This is a genomic window from Halapricum desulfuricans, assembly GCF_017094525.1.
Taxonomy (GTDB): domain Archaea; phylum Halobacteriota; class Halobacteria; order Halobacteriales; family Haloarculaceae; genus Halapricum; species Halapricum desulfuricans.
Map to the genome: position 1 here is coordinate 2,147,507 of NZ_CP064788.1, position 18,317 is coordinate 2,165,823.

Consider the following 18,317-nt stretch of genomic DNA (forward strand, 5'->3'; position numbering starts at 1 on the left):
TCATGTGACACATATGAGCGACGAGCGGACGATCACGGTCGCGGAGGTGAGCGACGGCCCGGGCGGTTCCGGCGAACCCGGCTCCGACGTCTCGCTCCCAGTTATCGAGTTACTGACTGGTCGAGGATTTGTCACTGGAAAAAGTGGTAGCGGTAAGAGTAACACCGCCTCGGTCATCGCCGAGAACCTGCTCGACTCCGGGTTCGGCCTGTTGATCGTCGACATCGACGGCGAGTACTACGGTCTCAAAGAGGAATACGAGATCCTCCACGTCGGGGCCGACGAGGAGTGTGACATTCAGGTAACGACCGAGCACGCCGAGAAGATCGCGGGGCTGGCCCTCGAGGAGAACGTGCCGATCATTCTGGACATCTCGTCGTTCCTGGACGACGACGAGGCCGAACAGTTGCTGACTGAGGTCTCGAAACACCTCTTCGCGAAGGCCAAGAAGCTCAAACAGCCGTTCCTGTTGCTGGTCGAGGAGGTCCACGAGTGGATCCCCGAAAACGGGTCGGTCAGCGAGGCCGGCAAGATGCTGATCAAGATCGGCAAGCGCGGGCGCAAACACGGACTCGGCGTCGTCGGGATCAGCCAGCGCCCCGCCGACGTCAAGAAAGACTACATCACTCAGTGTGACTGGCTCGTCTGGCATCGATTGACGTGGAACAACGACACGAAGGTCGTCCGGCGCGTACTCGACGGTGAGTACGCCGACGCGGTCGAGGACCTCGGCGACGGCGAGGCCTTCCTGATGACCGACTGGTCGGAGTCGATTCGGCGAGTGCAGTTCCATCGCAAGCAGACCTTCGACGCCGGGGCGACGCCCGGGCTGGACGACTTCGAGCGCCCGGAACTGAAGTCCGTCAGCGACGATCTCGTCTCGGAGCTACAGGAGATCAGCGAGGAGGAGCGCCAGCGCGAGGACACGATCGCGGAACTGCGGGAGGAACTGGACAAGAAGAACTCCCGGATCGCCGAACTCGAGCGCGAACTCCAGGACGCGCGCGACCTGAGCCGGATGGCCGACCAGTTCGTCGACGCGATGTTGGATCAGGTCGAGGGTGCCAGCCCCGGCCGGACCGAGACCGAGCGCATGCGCGCCCGTCGACAGCGCCGCGAGGAGCAGGACACGACCGACGAGGAGGCGCTCGAGTTCGAGCCGTTCGAGGCGCCCGCTGACCTCGAGGAGTCGGCCGACGCGCTGGATTTTTCCGACGCCGACATGCCGGCGTTCGGGTTCGAGACCGGATCGCACGGTTCCGAAGGCAGCGACGACGAGGCGATCGCCGAGGCGGTCGGAGCCGTCGACGGGACCGACGAATCGTCGGTCGATCGCCCGATGCCGGCCGCGGTGTCGTCGCTTCGAACGGAGATCCGGAACCTCGACGAGAAGGCTCGACGGATGCTGGCGCACTACGACGAGCAGGGGCCGGCGACGCCGCTCGACGCACATTTCGTCGCCGGGGGGACTGGCGACCGGACTGACGCCTACGCACACAACCGGCGGCTCCGGACTGCGGGGCTGATCGAACACGTCGGCCGCGGGAACTACGACGTCTGTCTCCGGAAGCGACTCGACGAGACGACGAACGGCCGACTCGCTGAGAACGAACTCGACGCGTTCCGGGACGAACTGGCTATCGCCTTCGGTCGAACCGATAGCGACCGGGACTAGCTCCCCGGAAGGATGTCGCCCAGGGCCGCACCGATCGACATGGGGACGAACGCGACCGCGACGTTCGCGAGCGCGACGGCCGGCCGACTCCAGTCGACACGCCCCCATGCAGTCAGCAGTACTACAGCCAGCAGAAACGAGATCGTGAGAACGCCGGCGAGTCGGAGTGGAACGACTCCGAACAGCCGGCGCCTGACGCGCACGTCCTGAATCTCCGCGACGTACAGCACTCCGGTCGTGATCGCCAGCGCGGACAGGGCAGTGCCGACAAGAAGCAGTGGGCGGGTCGCGAGGAACGCGCCGATCTCGCCCGTGCCGCCCTCGACGGCCATCGGGATCCCGAACAGCAGCGCACCGAGCAGTGCCTCCGTCGCATCCGCGCGATCAAACCCCCAGATGACGCGTCCGAACGCGGCGTCGGAACGGGACGCCTCCGAAGCGACTGTCATCGCCGCTTCGACCTGTTCGCGCTCCGTTTCGGAGTCGACTGTCTCGGCCAGTTCCTCGAGCCGGTCGAAGACGTCCCCGATGTCGGGGTGGTCGGAGTCTCCAGTACTCATGGTGATCGCCGTCCGGCCAGTAGGATCGATATGGCCATGGAGAACCCCGACAGCGCGCGAGCGGTTAACACTGCCGGCGGTAGGCAGTTCCCGGACGGGATTTTTCACTGGTTGTCACGAGGCAAACTTTATCACTGCTGTGCATCCCTAGTTGAAAACATGGAACGTTCCAGTCGGCAGCGCGAGCGAGTGGCCACCGACGAGGACACGACGGAACAGGACGAGCGCGAGCAGTGTCCGGAGTGTGGCTCGACATCGCTGATCGCGAGCGCGGACGGGGGCGAACTGGTGTGTGACGACTGCGGGCTGGTGGTGGAGGAAGGGACGATCGATCGGGGGCCCGAGTGGCGGGCGTTCAATCACGGCGAGCGCCAGGAGAAATCCCGCGTCGGCGCGCCGACGACGAAGACGATGCACGACAAGGGGTTGACGACGACGATCGACTGGAAGGACAAGGACGCCTACGGCCGGTCGATCTCCTCGAAAAAGCGCAGTCAGATGCACCGACTGCGTCGCTGGCAAGAGCGGATCCGGACGAAGGACGCCGGCGAGCGCAACCTGCAGTTTGCCCTCTCTGAAGTCGACCGCATGGCCTCGGCGCTGGGCGTCCCGCGATCGGTTCGGGAGGTCGCGTCGGTGATCTACCGGCGGGCGCTTGACGACGACCTCATCCGCGGCCGGTCGATCGAGGGCGTCGCCACCGCGGCGCTGTATGCCGCCTGCCGACAGGAGGACATCCCGCGCAGTCTCGAGGAGGTCTCGGACGTCTCGCGGGTCGAACAGAAAGAGATCGGCCGGACGTATCGCTACATCGCCCAGGAACTCGGGTTGAAGATGAAGCCGGTCGATCCGAAGAAGTACGTCCCGCGGTTCTGCTCGTCGCTCGAACTGACCGAAGAGGTCCAGTCGAAGGCCAACGAGATTATCGACGTGACCGCCGAGAAGGGCCTGCTCTCGGGCAAATCGCCGACCGGCTACGCCGCCGCCGCGATCTACGCCGCCTCGCTGCTCTGCAACGAGAAGAAGACCCAGCGCGAGGTCGCAGACGTCGCGCAGGTCACCGAAGTCACCATCCGAAACCGCTATCAGGAACAGATCGAAGCGATGGGACTGTAATCGCGGCGCGAAACTACTCTCGATCGGCGTGACTACTCCTCGACGACTTCGATCCCGCGGTTGTTCACGGCGGCGGGGTCGAGCCCGACTTCCTCGAGGAACTGCTTGTACTCGCGTTCGCACTTCTCTGCCTTTTGCTGGCGCTCGGAGGCGCGGTCACACAGCGCGACCAGATCCTCGGGCACGTCGTTGGTATAGACGATCCAGTGGTTGATCAGATCCGAGAGGCGGCGAATCGGCGAGGTGAAGTGGCCGTAGATCTCGAAGTTCAGCGCGTGGTGGCCGCCGAAGGGGTCGTTCATGTACTTGGCGCGGGGCATGACTTTCATCACGGCCCACTGGATCTTGTCCAGCTGGCGCGCCGGGGCCTGTTCGAGGGTGGCGTTGACGGCCTTCCGGGGGTCGTCCCACGCACTGCCGGGGATCGAGACGCCGTCCAGTTCCTGGATCTCCTGCAGGGCCTCGTCCCACTCCTCGGGCGCGGGTTGGGGGTGAACGCGGTACATCGCCTCGACGCCGCGGTCCCACATGAGTTCGTGCGTGACGGCCTTGTTGGCCTTGAGCATGCACTCCTCGATGATGGTGTGGGCGCGGTCGCGCTTGGGATTAAGGACGAGCGAGCCGTCTTCCTTGCGCTGTTCGTGCATGCTGTCGGCCAGCTCCCACACCGCCGAGAGGTCGTCGTGCAGCGGCGCGTCGGGGTCGTCGAGTCGGTTCTCGGCCTGCGTGTAGGTCAGCCGCTCGTCGCTCTGAATGACCGACTTGTAGATCTCGATGGTCTCGTAGGAGAGGGTCTCGGGATCGAGGTGCATCTCGACGGTGTGGGCCAGCCGGTCCTCCTCGGGCACCAGCGAGCAGACAGTCTCGGCGAGGATCGGCGGCAGCATGTGGACCGTGTAGGCGGGCAGATAGACCGTGTTCCCGCGCTCGACGGCCTCGCTCCACATCGCCGTCTCGGGATTGACGTAATGGGTCACGTCGGCGATGTGGACCCACAGGACGATCTCGTCGTCGCGCACGTCGATCGAGAGGGCATCGTCGAAGTCCTGTGCGTCGATCGGGTCGACGGTGAAGGCGGTCTTCTCCCGCAGGTCGCGGCGCTCGTCGACTTCGCTCTGGATCTCTTCCTGGACGTCGGTCGTCCGTTGTTCGGCCTCTTCGAGGACCTCCGGTGGGAACGCGTCGCGGATGTCGAACTTCTCGAACAGCTCCTCGCGCTTGTTCTCCAGATGGCGGGCCAGTTCCTCGTCGATCTCCACGGGGCCCTGCCCCTCGGCGGTCCCGGCCTCGGCCTGGGCGGACTCGTCGGTCATGGCTTCCGATAGGCCCACCCCGTAGGTAGGCGTTTCGACAGGCCGGCAAGCGTCAGCGACCCTCGGCACGGACAAACGGTCGTTTTAACCTCGTCGGCGGCAAGCGTCTCGTATGAACGTCAAGTCCCGACACCACCTCCGGGCGGACGCCATCGACGAGATCGTCGAGGCCGTCCGGGAGACGCTGGGGGTCGAAATCGACGCGGACAGCTTCGAGAAGGTCGAGTTCGAGGACAGCGACTGGGACGTCGTCCTCGTGGACGGCGAACCGGCCGTCCTGTATCTGGACAGCGAGGCGCAGGGTGACTCGGCGCAAAACGGCGATGTCAGACCGTTCCTCACGGTCAGGGGAGCCAACGAGTACCCGCCGGAACGGAACGTCGTCACCGTCGACGCCGGCGCGGTCTCGTTCGTCTCGGACGGGGCCGACGTGATGCGCCCCGGGATCGTCGAGGCCGACGACTCCATCGAGGCGGGCGATCTGGTCGTGATCGCCGAGGAGACCCACGGAAAGGTGCTGGCGATCGGGCGCGCCCGGGTCGACAGCGAGGAGATGCTCGGCGACGAGGGCAAGGTCGTCGACTCGATCCATCACGTCGGCGACGAACTGTACGAGTTCGTCGCGTAGGATCGCCCGATTGCATAGGCCGGTCCAGCTTGTTTCGCGAGCGGTGACGAGCGCGGCGAACCGTTCGACGCGGAAAACGGTGGTTGCAAGTGAAAACTCCTATATGATCGTTCGAGAGACGGTAATATATGCCGGACCCACCGCGCGTACTCAGCACGCAACATCCAGACAACGCGACGGTTCCGTTCTTCGCGGAGGGCGAAGTGATCGAGGGCGAAGACGAGATTCAGGAGGCCTATTACGCGTACTCGCACCTCGGCGCGGACGAACAGATGTGGGACTTCGAGGGGAAGGAGGGCGACGAGTACGCAGTCAAGAAACTCCTGTCGCGGTTCGATCAGTACTTCCTGGACTCGAAACTGGGCGAGGACGTCCGCCTGACGGTCCGCGGTCCGAATCCGGACGTCGAGAAGGCCGAGGCGAAGATCTTGCTGGAGATTCTCGAGAGCATCCCGCGGTCGTACGACGCGGCGGAGCTGTTCTACGACGAGCACGACGAAGGCGTCGTGCCGCCGATTTTCGAGGTCATCATCCCGATGGTGACCGACGCCGACCAGCTCAATGCCGTCCACGACTACTACGAGCAGTTCGTCGTCGCCAAGGGCGACGAGGAACTGCTGGACGGGCGAACGGTCTCGGAGTGGGTCGGCGACTTCCGGCCGAACTCGATCAACGTCATCCCGCTGATCGAGGACCGCGAGCACATGCTCGCCGCCGACGAGATCATCCGAGGCTATGTCGAGGGTCGTGACGTCGACGCCCAGCGGGTCTTTCTGGCGCGTTCCGACCCGGCGCTCAACTACGGGTCGCTGTCGGCGGACCTGATCAACAAGGTCTCCATGCAGCGACTGTACGACATGGCCGAGGAGGAAGACATCGACATCTACCCGATGCTTGGGGCCGGTTCGGCACCGTTCCGGGGCAACCTCTCGCCGACGACCGTCGAGGCGACGCTCGACGCGTGGCCGGAGGTCGAGACGTACACCGTCCAGTCGGCGTTCAAGTACGATTACCCGGTCGAAACGGTCCAGGGAGCTATCGAGACGCTGCGGTCGGCCCCGGAGAGCCGACACGAGGAGCGTATCGACGAGGAGCGCGCCCTGGAAGTCGTCGACGCCGTCGAGGACGTCTACGCCGAGCAGGTCGAACAGGTCGCGCCGCTGGTCAACCGGATCGCCGAGTACACGCCCAAGCGACGGGCCCGCAAGCTCCACGTCGGGCTGTTCGGCTACTCCCGGGAGGTCGGCGAGACCCAGCTCCCGCGGGCGATTACCTACACTGCGACGCTGTACAGCATCGGCTTCCCGCCGACGCTGATGGGGCTTGCCGGCCTCTCGGAGGAAGACATCGCGTTCGTCGAGGAAGCGTTCCCGCGGTTCTTCGAGACGCTTGCGGACGCGGCCCGGTACTACAACCCCCGGTCGCAACTGGTCTTGCCGCTGGACGAGGAGCGTGCGACCGCCGGCCTGGATCTGGTCGACGTCGATCCCGACCCCCAGCACCGGTCGGCGACCGACGACGTCATCGACGCGCTGAACCGCGAGGACGCCGACGCCGTGCGTGCCGGAATCGTCCGGGCCGCCCAGATCCGGCAGTTCCTCGGGTAATTTTCCTCGCCGATCACGCCGGCCGTGCGTGGAATTCGAAGCGTGCGCCGCCGGACTCGCTCTCGGTCACAGACGAGGTCCAGCCATGGGCCGCCGCGATGTCCGAGACGATCGAGAGGCCGAGCCCAGTTCCGCCGTCGTTGGTCGTGTAGCCGTGTTCGAAGACGGCGTCACGTGCGTCTTCGGGAATTCCGACACCGTCGTCGGCGACGTAGAAGCCGTCCGCCGTGGTCCCGATCCGGACGGTCACGTCTTCGCCGCCGTGTTCGACAGCGTTGCGGAAGAGATTCTCAAGTAACTGAGCCAGCCGATCGCTGTTCGCTTCGGTCGTCTCGCTGGTCTCGCAGTCGACGATCAGGTCGGCGTTGCCGGTCCGGACGTACCCCCAGCTCTCGCGAGCGACGGTCGCCAGCGAGACCACGCTCGTCTGGGTTACCGTTCCGGGCTGTCGAGCCAGCGTCAGGATGTCGTCGATCAGTTCTTCGATCCGGGTCAGCGCGTCGTCGGCCTTCCGGAAGTGTTCGTCAGCGCCGGTCTGCTGAGCGACGTCGAGCATCCCGATGGCGATCGAAAGCGGATTGCGGAGGTCGTGGGCGACGACGCTGGCGAACTCGTCGAGCCGTTCGTTCTGGCGAGCCAGTTCGCGCTCGCGCTCACGGAGTTGCTGTTCGCGCTCCGCTCGGGTCATCGCGGCCTCGACGGCCCCACCGAGTATCTGAAAGAGGTCGATGTCGATGTCGTCGAAAGCGGCGACGTCCACCGATCCGGTGGCGATGACGCCGATGTCGCCGACTGGAACCGCCATACACGACCGGAGCGGCGACAGCTCGTCTTCGGCGTGTTCGGTCGCCGTGATGTCCTCGACGACCCGCATCTCCCCGTGCTCGAAGACCCACCACGGGAGGCTGTCGTCCCGGCTGATCGTTGGCGGGGAATCGACGATGCGTTCGCCGGTCTCGGAGACTGCGGTCGGGACGAGTTCGTCCGCAGATTCGTCGTAGCGCCACAGCGTGGCGGCCGGCAACTCGAGGACGTCTTCGACTGCATCGACTGCGATCGCGGCTATCTCGGAGACTGTCTCCGCGACGGACAGCTCCTGACTGGCCCTGTGAAGGCCCCGGAGTCGCTGTTCGAGGCGCTTGCGCTCGGTCACGTCGCGCTGGATGGCCACAAACGCCTCGATTTCGCCGCTGTCGTCCTCGATGGGCGTGATCGTCTGGTCGGCGTAGTAGATCTCACCGGACTTGCGGCGGTCCTGGATTTCGGCGTGCCACGTCTCACCCGAAAGGATCGTGTTCCACATCTCCTCGTAGTACGCTTCGCCCAGCACGTCCGAGCGGATCAGACGCGGCGTCTCACCGATCGCCTCGTCGGCACTGTAACCGGTTATCTCCTCAAACGTCGAGTTCACGTATTCGATCGTCGCGTCGGTGTCGGTAATATAGATCCCGTGGCCGGCAGACTCGACAGCGTTTTCGAACGTGCGCAGCTCGCGCTCGGTCTCTTTCAGCCCCGTGATGTCCGTCGCAACGCCCAGGACCGCCCGGTCGTCTGACTCGACCGGCTCGAACGGGATCTTGCGCGTCTCCAGGACGCGTTTCTCGCCATCTGGATACGTGAGTGTCTCCTCGGGAATCGTCTTGGACTCGCCCGATTCGATCACCTCGCGGTCGTCGGCCCGGAACTGTTCGGCCTCAGTCTCGGAGTTGGCCAGTTCGGCGTCGGTGGCCCCTTCGATCGCCTCGACTGTGGTCCCGTAGGCTTGCGCGAGGCCTTCGTTTGCGAACAGGTACTCGCCGGACTCGCCTTTGGCGAACACCAGTTGCGGGAGCAGGTCAATGAGCTGGCGGAGTCGCTTCCGGCTTCGGTCTAACTGTTGCTCCAGCCGCTTGCGCTCGGTGATGTCAGTCGCGACGACGAGGGCCCGACGCTCGTCTCCGTGTGGCGTCTCAAGGGGCTGTATCTCCGTCCGGACAGTCCGTTTCTCGCCGCCGGCGTCGACGAACGTATCTTCGGGGATCGTCTTCGCCTCGCCGGACTCGATCACTGCCAAGTCGTCAGCCCGGAAGTCCCGATGATCGCTCTCTGTGGCGTACTCTTCGTCAGTCGATCCCTCGAGCTCCGCTGGTGAGGTGCCGTAGACATCGGCAGCAGCTCCGTTCGCGAGGAGATAGCGGCCGCCGCTGTCCTTGACGAACACCTGCTGGGGCAGGGCGTCGATGACTACCCGGAGGTATCGTTCGTTCGTCTGGGCCTTCTGACGGGCGGCCCGTCGACTTACTTCCCGGCCGATCCACTGCGCGAGCAGCCGCACGAATGTGCGATCGTGCTCGGAGACGGACGGGGTGTCGTCGTCGAACCCGGCAAAGCTGATCGCGCCGTACACACCGTCCGACGCGTCGATCGGAACACCGACGAACGTCTCGACCGACCGGTCACGATAGACCGGATGCGCGTCAGCGATGACATCCGAGGCGGTCCTGACGGTATCGACCGCTCCGTCCGACATCTCTGCACAGATCGTGCCGGTCATATCGAATCGTTCACCGGCCCCAACGGTCAGGTCCGGCGCATCGGCCGCGCGGACGGTATATCCGTCGTCGAACTCCGCGACGATGCCGGCGTCTGCTGCCAGCCGGTCCCGACCGAGCGCAAGCAGCTCCCGCAGCTGGTCGTCGAAAGACGCCGTTTCGTCGGTCGTTATCTCGTGTAAGCGCCGGAGATGCTCGGACCGTCGTTCAAGCGCTCGCTCGCGGTCTTTCCGGTCAGTGACCTCCCGCGAGTAAATCGAGAGGCCGTCCTCGTCGGGGAAGACACGGACCTCGATCCAGTACTCCAGCGGTTCGACGTAGGTCTGGAAAGTGACCCGCTGTTGGGTCGCCATCGCCTCGTGATACCGCTCGTAGGCTTCGGAGTCGACCATTTCGGGAAACACGTCCCAGACGACGTCACCGACGATATCCGCAGCCGACACACCGGTGCGGTCTGCCATTCGCTCGTTCCAGTAGGTGACGCGCCACTCGTCGTCGATAGCGTAAAAGGCGTCGTCGATCCGCTCGTAGACGGCGGCGAGTCGTTCGGTCGCTGCCGTGGCTCGCCGCTCGGCGCGGTATCCTTCCGCGAGGTTGACCAGTCGGGTCGCCAGGATGCGGTACTGCTCGACGCCGGGTTCGCGGACGACGTAATCGCTCACGCCCGCCGAGATGGCGTCGCTCGCAAGCGACTCACTGCCCCGCGCCGTGAACAACACGACCGGAAGATCGGGTGCCCGCTCGCGGACCCGCTCGATCGTCTCGATCGGGTCGACCCCCCGAAGCCGTGACCCGACGACGACGCAGTCGACAGCGTCGAGACTCTCGATCGTTTCCTGTGCCGTGTCGACGGTCCGCACTTCGAGTCGACGGTCTTCGCGTTCCAGTCGGTCCCGCAGAAACCCCGCAAAGTCACCGTCACGATCAGCATAGAGAACGCGATACGTCGAAGATCCCCCGCCGCCAGAGGGTCGCTGTGGCATACCTTCGGTAGTGACTACACCCCCATGAAGACACTGCTGACAGAATCAGAACTGATATACTCCGGGCGGATCCTACGAGGTCTTCAGCCCGCTTCCGGTCAGCGCTGTCACGATGTCGTCGCCGTCTTCGATCACGCCACGTTCCCGGAAGCGCTCGAGCGCGGCGGTCGCCGTCGCACAGGTCGGCTCGACGTGGAAGCCGGCCCGGGCGAGCCGGTCGTGTTCGCGCTCGGTCGCCGCCGTCGGGACTGCGACGGCGTCGCCGTCGGTCGCCTCGACCGCCTCGATGATCTGGTCGTTCCGTGCCGGCTCGGCGATCTGGATCCCGTCGGCGGCGTCGTTTCGCTCGCTCGCCGGGTCTGGATCGCCGCCGATCGCTTCGACGATCGGCGCGACGCCCGCGGCCTGTGCGCCGAGCAGCCGCGGCATCGAGTCGATCCAGCCCGCCTCCAGCAAAGCGCGAAAGCCGCGGTACGCGCCCAGAAACAGCGTCCCGTGGCCCAGCGGCGTCACGAACGCGTCGGGAGCCGACCAGCCGCGCTGGGCCGCGATCTCGAAGGCGACGGTCGCGGTGCCGGCCAGAAAGGCGGGGTCCCAGGCGTGGCTCGCGTAGTAGGCCTCGACCGGCTCGCGAGTTTTCGCCTCACTTCCTTCGTCAGCGCCCGACTCGATGGCCTCGATGCAGGCGTCGGTGACGTCCTGACGGGTGCCCTCGATCCGTCTGAGCGTCGCTCCGGTCCGTTCGATCGCCCGCAACTTCCCGGGCTTGGCCTCGGCGGGCACGAAGATCTCGGCGTCGATCCCGGCGCGGGCGGCGTAGGTCGCGACCGCCAGGCCGGCGTTGCCCGAGGAGTCTTCGACGACCCAGTCGACGCCGAGTTCGAGCGCGCGCGAAACCGTCGTCGCCGCGCCGCGGTCCTTGAAACTTCCCGTCGGGAATACCGATTCGAGTTTGAACTGCACGCCCCACTCGTCGCCCTCAACCAGCGGCGTCCAGCCCTCGCCGAGGGTGACCCGTCGCTCGACGGGGAGGAATTCAGAAAAGGCCCACAGCCCCTTGTCGCGGTCGATCGCCGCCGGGGGCTTGTCGTCAGGGACGGGCCGATCAGCGAACTCGAGCGGGTGGCCGCACTGACATCGCCAGGGGCCGTCTCCGGGGTACGTCCGGCCGCAGTCTGGACAGGCCAGATCCATGGCGGCACTACCGTGGCCGAGCACACGGATCTGTCGGTCCGCATCGCCCCGTGCCAGATCGCCGTGGAAAAACGGGTCGCTCTAGGGCGTGATGACCGCGCGTCCGTCGATCTCGCGGTGCTCGAGTTTCTCTGCGACCGTGTTGACGTCTCCGAGTTCGTAGCGACTGGTATGTAGATTCACGTCGCCCTGTTCAACCAGTGCGACCAGTTCCTGGAGTTCGGTGTACTGACCGACGATGTTGCCCACGTAGGAGAACTCGCCGTTGACGAGCGCCTGTGCGGGTTCATGGATGTGCCCGCCGTAGCCGATGATGTGGTGGTCACCGCCGGCGGCGGTGATGTCCGGGGCATACTCGGTGGTCACGTCCGCGCCGACGAAGTCAAGTACCTGTGCGGCACCCGTCCCGTCGGTGACGCTGTCGACGAACTCCCGGACGTCCTCTTTCTCAGGGTTGACGAGGTGGTCGGCTCCCCCCTCCTCGGCCAGTTCCAGCGCGGAGTCTTTGATGTCGACCGCGGTGATCTGTGCGGCGCTCATCGCGTCGACGACCTGGACGCCGATGTGGCCCAGCCCGCCGATGCCGACGATCACGGCGTGATCGCCCGGGTTCAGCTTCCGGACGGCCTTCTTGGCGGCGTGGTAGGCCGTGATCCCCGCGTCGGCGTGGGGTGCGATGTCGGTCGGGTCGACACCGTCCGGCAGCGGGATGACCGCTCGCTCGTTTGTCAGCAAGTAATCGGCGAACCCGCCGTCGGTCGTCAGCCCGTTGAACGACTGGTTCTCACAGTACATCGTCTCGCCCTGCCGGCAGGCCCGACAGGTGCCACAGGTCTGTACCGGATGGCAGATGACCGGGTCGCCCTCTTCGACGATTTCGACCTCATTGCCCGTCTCGGCGACGATCCCCGCGTTCTCGTGGCCGAGTGTCATCGGCAACGACTGCGGGACGTACTGCTCCCACATCCCCTCGATGATGTGGTTATCCGTCTGACACCATCCCGCGCCTTCTACCTCGACGATCACCTCGTCCGATCGCGTGATCTCCGGTCGGTCGATCTCCTCGACCGTCAGCCCCTCGCTCATGTCGTCGGTGTACTCGTGGAGTCGTGCTGCTCTCATGGCCCACAAACTATTATGATCTAATATGATATATAGACCGGTGGATGCAGACAGCTCCGTGATAGGTCTGAGAGCGGACGAAAACAGCGAGGGCAGTCCCGTCTACCGGACGCGCCCGGCGATCTCGTCGACGGTCTTCAGCGCGTCGCGGACCATCGGCGGCGTGACCTCGAAGGGCTGGTTGTGAATCGTCTCCTCGGGGTCGCAGGCGGCTTCAGCGACGATATCGAGCTGCTCGTCGGTCGGGTCGTCCAGCCCGATGTCCGACAGCGCGGTCGGCAGGCCGATCTCCCGGGAGAACTCGACGTAGTCCTCGATGAACTCGTCGTCGCGACCCTCGAGGACGAGCTGGGTGATCGTCCCGATATTGACCTTCTCGCCGTGTGTCGCGTCGTGGGTCGCCTCGAGCTGCGTCAGACCGTTGTGGACCGAGTGAGCGGCAGCGAGCCCGCCGCTCTCGAAGCCCAGCCCGCTCAGAAGCGTGTTCGCCTCGGTGACGGCCTCGACGCTCTCGGTGACCGCGTCGCGCTCGACCGCGTCGACCGCCGAACGGCCGTGTTCGCGCAGCGTCTCGTAACAGAGCCGCGCCAGTCGGTGCCCGGCGCGCGTCGGCTTGCCGCCGACGACGTTGTCCCCGTCCGAGCGATAGGTTGCGTCGGCCTCGAACCAGGTGGCGAGCCCGTCGGCGATTCCCGACCGGAAGAACCGCGTGGGCGCGTCCGAGACGACGTCGGTGTCGACCAGCACGAGATCCGGGTGCTCGTTGTAGAACCAGTACTCCTCGAACTCGCCGTGTTCGCTGTAGATGACTGACAGCGCGCTGGTCGGCGCGTCCGTCGAGGCGACGGTCGGCATCGAGACCATCGCACCGTCCTCGAGGTTCTCTCGAACGGCCTTCGCCGTGTCGAGGGCCTTTCCCCCGCCAGCGCCGATGACGATATCGGCACCGCGATCGCGGACAATCTCGGAGATCCGGTCGACCTCGGCCTCGGAGGCCTCTCCCTGGAACTCGACGGAACTGGCCTCCAGCCCTGCGTCTTCGAGGCTGTCCAGTACCTCGTCTTCGACCAGTCCGAGCACGATCTCGTCGGCGAGCAACAGCGCGTGCTCGCCCAGCGAGGCCGCGTGTGTGCCGATCTCCTCGGCAACGCCGCGTCCCTGTACGTACGCCGCCGGCGACTTGAATACCTGTGACATAACCACGTAAAAGTATTTACTCGAATGGCAATAACCTTTTTGTCAGTGTTCCGTCCGTCGTGTCCGCCGGCAACGCCGTCGAAAATCCGTATGATTGAGGGTGTTTGCTGCTCAAGTTCAGACGATGGAACTCGCATATGGGCCCGTCCCGTCGCGTCGGCTGGGACAGAGTCTCGGAGTCAACACGATCCCGCCCAAAACTTGCTCGTACGCGTGTGTGTACTGCCAACTCGGTCGGACGACTGACACAGTCGTCGAACGAGACGAGTTCTTCTCGCCCGAGGAGATCTTCGAGGCCGTCAGCGACCGCGTCGAAGCGGTCCGCGCGGCTGGCGAGTCGATCGACTACCTCTCGATCGTCCCCGACGGCGAGCCGACGCTCGACGCGAACCTCGGCGCGACGATCGATCGGCTGCAGGACCTCGAGATTGACGTCGCGGTCATCTCGAACGGGTCGCTGCTCGCCGACGCCGACGTCAGGGCAGCCCTCGCGACGGCGGACTGGGTGTCGTTGAAAGCCGACGCGGGGACTGCAGAGACGTGGCGCGCCGTCGACCGACCCAACAAGGCGCTCTCCTTCGAGTCGGTGGTCGAGGGAATGCGCGCGTTCGCCGACGCCTTCGAGGGGACGCTGACGACCGAGACGATGCTGGTCGACGGCCGCAACGACGACGAGTCGTCCCTGCAGGCGACCGTGGATCTGGTGGCCTCGCTCGACCCCGACACTGCCTACATCGCCGTGCCGACCCGCCCGCCGGCCGAAGAATGGGTCGAACCGGCCGGCGAGCAGGCGCTGGCCGCCGCCTATTCGATCTTCGAGGACCGGCTCAAACACGTCGAATATCTCATCGGAGCCGAGGGGTCGACCTTCGCGGCGACCGGTGACGTCCGGGCGGATATCCTCGGCGTGACCGCAGTCCACCCGATGCGGGAAACCGGCCTCAGAGAACTACTCGACCGTGATGAGGCCGACTGGGCGGTCGTCGAGGAACTCCTCGAGGAAGGGGCACTGCTGAAACGGGAGTTCGGCGACGAGACCTTCTACCTGCGCCCGATCGAAACCATGGACGAGTGATCGCCGCTGACGAAGGTAGCATCACGTCCGCAGTCTTGTGGCGTTTCGAAATACCATCGGAACGACTTTGCACCTGCAACGACGACGTAGTGGCGTTATGGCCGAAGATGTCACAGTCGATCGTATCGAGGACGCAATCGCGGACGTCACCCACCCGGAGATCGACGCGACGCTCGTCGAACTCGGGATGATCGACGACGTTCGCGTCGACGACGACGTGACCATCGACGTCGCAATTCCGATGACGGGCATCCCCGACCAGATCAAGCAGCTGCTCGCACACAGCCTCGCGGACGCGCTCGACTCGCTCGACGTCGAGTTGACCGTTCAGTTCGTCCTCATGGACGAGCAGGCACGCGAGCGGTTCTTCGAGATGGAGGAAGACAACTGGAGCGGTCTCGACGACGACGGCGGTGGCGCCCAGTCCCCGTTCTGAGACGCGTCAGCTCGCCGTCCGGCAATATTGTACCAGGAGATCACGGCTACGTGAGCGACCAGCGGAATTGTCCCGGGCGAACTGGGTGGGTGAGGTTGGGAGTCCAGCGTCCGTCAAAACCGGTCGATGACGGTGTAAGACGTGGTCCCCGGCGGCTTGTCTGTTCCATCTCGTCGGCCTGATATGTTAACAGCTGCGGAGTATCCGCACCTCACGCCGATTGCCGTGAGGGTGGTTCTCCCCGTCAGCAGATGCAGTCGTGTGCCCGACCGGCGAGTTTCGGGACGTGGTCGTGCATACACTCGGCGTACGCCAGCATCGCCTCGGCCTGCTCAGCGGTCGCTCGTTCCTGCTGGTAGTACGTCCCGTTGCGGTAGTTCTGCCAGAGCTCGACCAGTTCATCCTTCGTCGCCTCGGAGAACACGCCGGCCTGCGCCCCGTACTCGAAGGTATCCTCGTGGTTCATCAGATCGTCCGTCTCCGCCAGCTCTCGGTCGACCACGTAGAACTGCACCGTCCGCTCCAGCGCCGCGAACGACCCCTCGACCACCAGCGTGTGATGCCGATCGATGTCTCGCAACGCCCGAATGCCGTCCAAGATGCGACACGCCTTCCGCAACTGCAGGAGCGCCTCGCCCTCCACGTCCAGTCCCGGTTCGACGGTACCGCGCTGGGTGAACGCCGCCACGGCGGCGCTCAACTCGTCGCTGCACGGATCCTCGTCATTCATCGCCGATCACCTCTGCGACGTCGGCACTACCCAGCACCACGTCTTTCACGCGACCCAGTGCATCGGAGTCCTCGATCACGACGCCCTCGGCCAGCACCTCGTCGATCCCGTCCTCGGCCTCCCCGTGGCTCACTGCCGACTCCACGGACTCGACCAGCACCTCGAACTCGTACCGGTCGCCCTCGTCGCCGAACCGCTGCTCGCCGAGATCGACGGCGATGTCGGTCGCTGTGCGCCGCGCCTGCAGGAGATTGTCATCGTTGTCGACCAGTAGCCAGACGTCGATGTCGCTGCGTCGATCGGCCTCGCCGCGCGCGACGCTCCCGAATACGACCAGCGCCGAGAACGACGGTACTTCTTCGCAAGCCCGTCCGGCGAACGCCCGCACCGGTTCGCGGAACTCGTCCTGCGGCAGCGCGAACAGCGGCTCGTCCGGGATCGTCACCCGCTCGCGGTTCAGGCGTACGTGCTTGCTGCGCCCGCTCTCGTCGACGCGGACGAGTTCCAGCTGCCGGAGCAGATCGACCGCACGCGTCGTCGTCTTCGAGCCGTTGTCCGTGATCTCCCGGAGTTGGCGCACGGTGAACTCCCTGAACGGGTTTCGAATCAGGAGTTCGAGCACGTCCTCCATCGCCCCGTACCGGAACACCTGCTCCTCCCCGACGGGGAAGGGGAGGTGCAATCCAGGAGACTGGCCACTCTTAGTGTCCACATACAATTTAAGTGTCCAAAGCGCCGAAAACGTTTCGTTCGCTCGGTTTTCCATACCCGACCGAACTGCCAGGACCGCGGTCTTCTGTCGGGCGCATTCGTGCCAACAGCTGTCCTCGCGAGCAATACCTAGGTGAGTGGAAATGCACCCCACGGGTGGTGGTCTCGGGCAGACATCTCTCACGTATGTCCGTTCGCGAGAAGATAGTCCCGGGCGGATTCGAACCGCGGTCGCTCCGCGTCGCTCCGCTCCCTGCTTCGAATCTGCGGGGATATTCGCCGCTCGCGGGATTGCTCGCGGCAAAATAGTCCCGGGCGGATTCGAACCGCCGTCAGAGGCTCCAAAGGCCTCTATGATTGGCCGCTACACCACGGGACTGCGACATCCGTTTGAGTGTACGTTCCGGGAGGGAATTATATCTTCTTTTCTCGCTGTCCGCTCGCAGGCGATCAGTCTGACGCTTCGATCTCGGGCTCAAGACACTCACAGACGTCCGATTCGGGATCGAAACAGTCCGGACAGTTCTCGTTTCGGTCGACGATGGTGTCGAGTCGCTCGGCGACCGTCTCGTCGATCACGCTCTCCAGCGTCCGCGCCTCGGCCCGGAAATTCTCGACCTCCAGCACCTGCAAGAGAAACCGCTCGATGATACAGTACGTCTCCAGCGCGTCCCGCGCCTGTCGGATCCCCTCGTCGGTCAGGTCGACGCCCTTGTACTTCTCGTGCTCCAGCAGCCCCTGATCTTCGAGTTTGCCGACCATCTCGTTGGCGCTCGCAGGACTGACGTCCAGCCGGTCGGCGATCGAACCCGTCGAGGCCGGCCCGTCTTCGAGCTGCTGGATCAGATAGATCGCCTTCAGGTACTGGTCTCCAGTGTTCATCGTTCCTCCATGAGCCGGGTCACTGCTTCGACGCCTTCGGCCTCCTCCTCGCGGATCGCCTCGAGTACCGAGACCAGTCGGTCGCGGCTGACGGTAAACTCGGTGTCGCTCGCTTCGATCGCCGCGATCAGGTCGTCGTAGAACTTGTAGGTCGTCTCCTCGTTACACAGCTGGTCGTAGAGCACGTCGTCGAAGTCGCTGTCCGCCTCGTAGGTCGCCTCGACCAGCCGCTTGATCTCCTCGAACGACACCGTCTCGGCGTCCAGCTCCGCGATCAGCTCTTCGAGCTGGTCACGATGGCGGAACGACTCCTCTGCCGCCGCCTGCATGTACTCCGCGACTGCCGTCTCCTCGGCCACCGTCTCGACGTGTTTCGACGCCCGCGCTTCGACGACCTCTTCGAGGACGATCCCGATCTGTAACAACCGCGCGAGCTGGTGGTCTGACTCAAGCGACTCGCTGACGCTCACGGACTCGCCACCCCCGAGGCGTCGACGACTACGTTCATGACCATGGCTCGGGGTGGCGCGGCCTTAACTCTTACAGGCCTCTGCCGA

At 64.9% G+C, this 18,317-nt stretch carries 16 protein-coding genes and 1 tRNA gene; 6 read left to right on the forward strand and 11 right to left on the reverse strand.

Annotation, left to right across the window (positions count from 1 at the left end):
- The first annotated feature begins 13 nt into the window (after nucleotides 1-13).
- Nucleotides 14-1,675: an ATP-binding protein gene (locus HSR122_RS11015; protein WP_229109861.1), complete on the forward strand. Its 1,662-nt coding sequence runs from the start codon at nucleotides 14-16 to the stop codon at nucleotides 1,673-1,675.
- Here the strand turns inward: HSR122_RS11015 and HSR122_RS11020 are convergent.
- A complete protein-coding gene (locus tag HSR122_RS11020; RefSeq protein ID WP_229109862.1) occupies nucleotides 1,672-2,235 on the reverse strand; it encodes a DUF2391 family protein in 564 nt (187 codons plus the stop codon). The genes HSR122_RS11015 and HSR122_RS11020 overlap by 4 nt on opposite strands.
- Before the next feature lie 159 nt (nucleotides 2,236-2,394).
- Here HSR122_RS11020 and HSR122_RS11025 point away from each other — a divergent pair, with 159 nt between their 5' ends.
- Nucleotides 2,395-3,351, forward strand: a complete 957-nt coding sequence (locus tag HSR122_RS11025) for a transcription initiation factor IIB (protein WP_229109863.1) — start codon at nucleotides 2,395-2,397, stop codon at nucleotides 3,349-3,351.
- Nucleotides 3,352-3,383: 32 nt separating this feature from the next.
- On the opposite strand, the gene HSR122_RS11030 is transcribed toward HSR122_RS11025, so the two are convergent.
- The gene (locus HSR122_RS11030) at nucleotides 3,384-4,664 is read right to left on the reverse strand and encodes an RNB domain-containing ribonuclease (protein WP_229109864.1); all 1,281 of its coding nucleotides are present in this window, start codon (nucleotides 4,662-4,664) and stop codon (nucleotides 3,384-3,386) included.
- A gap of 112 nt (nucleotides 4,665-4,776) precedes the next feature.
- On the opposite strand from HSR122_RS11030, the gene HSR122_RS11035 reads away from it, so the two are divergent.
- Together HSR122_RS11035 and ppcA are read left to right on the forward strand one after the other, a co-directional pair.
- Nucleotides 4,777-5,292 carry an RNA-binding protein gene (locus HSR122_RS11035; protein ID WP_229109865.1) on the forward strand — a complete coding sequence of 172 codons (516 nt, stop codon included), beginning with the start codon at nucleotides 4,777-4,779 and terminating at the stop codon, nucleotides 5,290-5,292.
- 128 nt (nucleotides 5,293-5,420) lie between these two features.
- Nucleotides 5,421-6,899 (forward strand): phosphoenolpyruvate carboxylase, encoded by a 1,479-nt coding sequence (ppcA, locus tag HSR122_RS11040; RefSeq protein WP_229109866.1) that lies wholly within the window; start codon nucleotides 5,421-5,423, stop codon nucleotides 6,897-6,899.
- 13 nt (nucleotides 6,900-6,912) lie between these two features.
- Here the strand turns inward: ppcA and HSR122_RS11045 are convergent, their stop codons facing one another.
- From HSR122_RS11045 to HSR122_RS11060, 4 genes are all read right to left on the reverse strand, one after another.
- Nucleotides 6,913-10,413 carry a PAS domain-containing protein gene (locus tag HSR122_RS11045; protein ID WP_229109867.1) on the reverse strand — a complete coding sequence of 1,167 codons (3,501 nt, stop codon included), beginning with the start codon at nucleotides 10,411-10,413 and terminating at the stop codon, nucleotides 6,913-6,915.
- A gap of 72 nt (nucleotides 10,414-10,485) precedes the next feature.
- Complete coding sequence (locus HSR122_RS11050; protein WP_229109868.1) at nucleotides 10,486-11,607, reverse strand: threonine synthase; 1,122 nt, start codon at nucleotides 11,605-11,607, stop codon at nucleotides 10,486-10,488.
- Between the two features lie 81 nt (nucleotides 11,608-11,688).
- Nucleotides 11,689-12,729: an NAD(P)-dependent alcohol dehydrogenase gene (locus HSR122_RS11055; protein ID WP_229109869.1), complete on the reverse strand. Its 1,041-nt coding sequence runs from the start codon at nucleotides 12,727-12,729 to the stop codon at nucleotides 11,689-11,691.
- Nucleotides 12,730-12,831: 102 nt separating this feature from the next.
- Nucleotides 12,832-13,926, reverse strand: a complete 1,095-nt coding sequence (locus tag HSR122_RS11060) for a glycerol dehydrogenase (RefSeq protein WP_229109870.1) — start codon at nucleotides 13,924-13,926, stop codon at nucleotides 12,832-12,834.
- A 124-nt stretch (nucleotides 13,927-14,050) separates the two neighbouring features.
- Here HSR122_RS11060 and HSR122_RS11065 point away from each other — a divergent pair, with 124 nt between their 5' ends.
- Nucleotides 14,051-15,001 carry a radical SAM protein gene (locus HSR122_RS11065; protein ID WP_267491200.1) on the forward strand — a complete coding sequence of 317 codons (951 nt, stop codon included), beginning with the start codon at nucleotides 14,051-14,053 and terminating at the stop codon, nucleotides 14,999-15,001.
- Between the two features lie 97 nt (nucleotides 15,002-15,098).
- Entirely contained in the window at nucleotides 15,099-15,437 is a 339-nt protein-coding gene (locus tag HSR122_RS11070) for an iron-sulfur cluster assembly protein (protein WP_229109872.1), read from the forward strand.
- 244 nt (nucleotides 15,438-15,681) lie between these two features.
- Here HSR122_RS11070 and HSR122_RS11075 read toward each other — a convergent pair whose 3' ends face one another.
- From HSR122_RS11075 to HSR122_RS11095, 5 genes are all read right to left on the reverse strand, one after another.
- Nucleotides 15,682-16,167, reverse strand: coding sequence for a hypothetical protein (locus tag HSR122_RS11075; protein WP_229109873.1), 486 nt, complete (start codon nucleotides 16,165-16,167; stop codon nucleotides 15,682-15,684).
- Entirely contained in the window at nucleotides 16,160-16,879 is a 720-nt protein-coding gene (locus tag HSR122_RS11080) for a nucleotidyltransferase domain-containing protein (RefSeq protein ID WP_229109874.1), read from the reverse strand. Before HSR122_RS11080 ends, HSR122_RS11075 begins: the two co-directional genes overlap by 8 nt.
- A 305-nt stretch (nucleotides 16,880-17,184) precedes the next feature.
- Nucleotides 17,185-17,257 (reverse strand) — tRNA-Gln (locus tag HSR122_RS11085).
- Nucleotides 17,258-17,328: 71 nt separating this feature from the next.
- The gene (locus HSR122_RS11090) at nucleotides 17,329-17,760 is read right to left on the reverse strand and encodes a metal-dependent transcriptional regulator (protein WP_229109875.1); all 432 of its coding nucleotides are present in this window, start codon (nucleotides 17,758-17,760) and stop codon (nucleotides 17,329-17,331) included.
- The gene (locus HSR122_RS11095) at nucleotides 17,757-18,230 is read right to left on the reverse strand and encodes a ferritin-like domain-containing protein (RefSeq protein ID WP_229109876.1); all 474 of its coding nucleotides are present in this window, start codon (nucleotides 18,228-18,230) and stop codon (nucleotides 17,757-17,759) included. Before HSR122_RS11095 ends, HSR122_RS11090 begins: the two co-directional genes overlap by 4 nt.
- Nucleotides 18,231-18,317 lie beyond the last annotated feature (87 nt).